The sequence below is a fragment of the Streptacidiphilus jeojiense genome (assembly GCF_000719095.1).
Lineage (GTDB): Bacteria > Actinomycetota > Actinomycetes > Streptomycetales > Streptomycetaceae > Streptacidiphilus > Streptacidiphilus jeojiensis.
In genome coordinates, this window is the sequence record NZ_JOEH01000081.1 from 1 (window position 1) to 1,342 (window position 1,342).

General features: G+C 66.9%; 2 protein-coding genes and 1 pseudogene. 1 reads left to right on the forward strand and 2 read right to left on the reverse strand.

The features are described 5' to 3' along the window. Positions 1–110: pseudogene (locus IF29_RS49245) on the forward strand (DUF4097 family beta strand repeat-containing protein); the annotation flags it as partial. Positions 111–553: 443 nt separating this feature from the next. Here IF29_RS49245 and IF29_RS0141065 read toward each other — a convergent pair. Together IF29_RS0141065 and IF29_RS0141070 are read right to left on the reverse strand one after the other, a co-directional pair. Further along, a complete protein-coding gene (locus IF29_RS0141065) occupies positions 554–880 on the reverse strand; it encodes a DUF1048 domain-containing protein (RefSeq protein ID WP_030267641.1) in 327 nt (108 codons plus the stop codon). A gap of 1 nt (position 881) precedes the next feature. Then, positions 882–1,241 (reverse strand): DUF1048 domain-containing protein, encoded by a 360-nt coding sequence (locus IF29_RS0141070; protein ID WP_030267644.1) that lies wholly within the window; start codon positions 1,239–1,241, stop codon positions 882–884. Positions 1,242–1,342 lie beyond the last annotated feature (101 nt).

Consider the following 1,342-nt stretch of genomic DNA (forward strand, 5'->3'; position numbering starts at 1 on the left):
CCGGCACCGGCCACGGCCGCGTCCACAACTCCCTGAAGAACGACGGCACCACCGCACTGACCATCCAGGCCACCACCTCCCACGGCGACATCACCGCCCACAGTCTCTGAAGCGGCACCCCCACTGCCATCCGGCTGGGCGCACACGAATGGACACCGCCCAGTGCCGGCCCCCTGCCCAGCGCGACAGGGAGCCGGCACTGCGATGTTCTTCACCCCTCGCTGCGGTCCAGGGCGGTGACCTCACCTACGGCGTCGGACAGGGCCAAGCTCGCGCACGCGGGCGACGAACGCGCCGTAGGACCAGCCGACCGCCAGTGCCCGGTCCACGCCTCGGGCTGCGAGGACGGCATCGACGTCCTGGACGGCGGCCTCGAAGGAGTAGTCCGCCGAGCGCTTCGACTTCCTGCCGCGGGCCCGCTCGGCCATTGGCCGTGGAGCGCCGGCTCCAGGACCTGATTGCCTGTTCAGGTTCCGTCTCGGGCCTCGGACTCGGATCGAGTGACTGTCCGTGAATGCGCGTCACTCGCGTCGTCATGGGAAGGCGGCGGGTGCTACTTCTCGGCCTTGCCGGATTCCCCGTTGATGGACTCCTGATAGATGTCCGCATGCGTGCGTGAGTCCTTGACCAGGTCGTCGCAGAACGCGGCGACGTCGCTGCCGATGAGTTCCAAGACCCCCCTACCCCCGGCGACGCCCTCCTCGAAGAAGTCGACGATCCCGGGGAGCAGGGGCCCGTCAGGCAGGTCGACCGGTCCGACCTTGAACAGGTACCTCTGCATCTCCTTGTAGACGATCTGGTAGTCCGGCGGGAGCGCCTTGACCCGAGCCATGTGCGTCCGCCACTGCTTCTTGCCCTCGATGATGTCCTGGATGCTCACGTCAGCCTCCCAGCCGGCTCAACTTCTTTGCTACGTTCCTGTTCAGCTGCTCGCGCCACCGGTCGCGATAGGTTCGAGCCCCTTCACCACCGGCCAGCGCCGTGCAGAACCCGCGGATGTCGTCGCCGAGCACCTCGTCGACGCTCTGCCCGTCCGCCGCTGTCTCTTCGAGCAGCCCCAGGGCGGCGTCGAGGATCGGCATCAGATTGCGGCCGGTGAACCCCGCATAGGGGAAGAGGTGACCCTTGATCTGTTCCCAAGCCGCCCGGTGGTCGTCCGGCAGGGCCTCGGCCCGGGCTTCGAACTCCTTCCACTGCCTGGTGAGATCGCTGCCCGTGATGGAATCCCAGAAGTTGTTCATCTCCCGGTTGCGTCCTGGGGAGTGGTGTACGGGTTTCCACCTGATCCGGGGGTTTGTCACCGGATCGGTTGGGAGCGCGCATAGTTGAACGGCCATCGGCT

Excerpts from the sequence above, each read along its gene's own strand:
- IF29_RS0141070 (WP_030267644.1), bottom strand. The coding sequence starts at position 1,241 with ATGAACAACTTCTGGGATTCCATCACGGGCAGCGATCTCACCAGGCAG.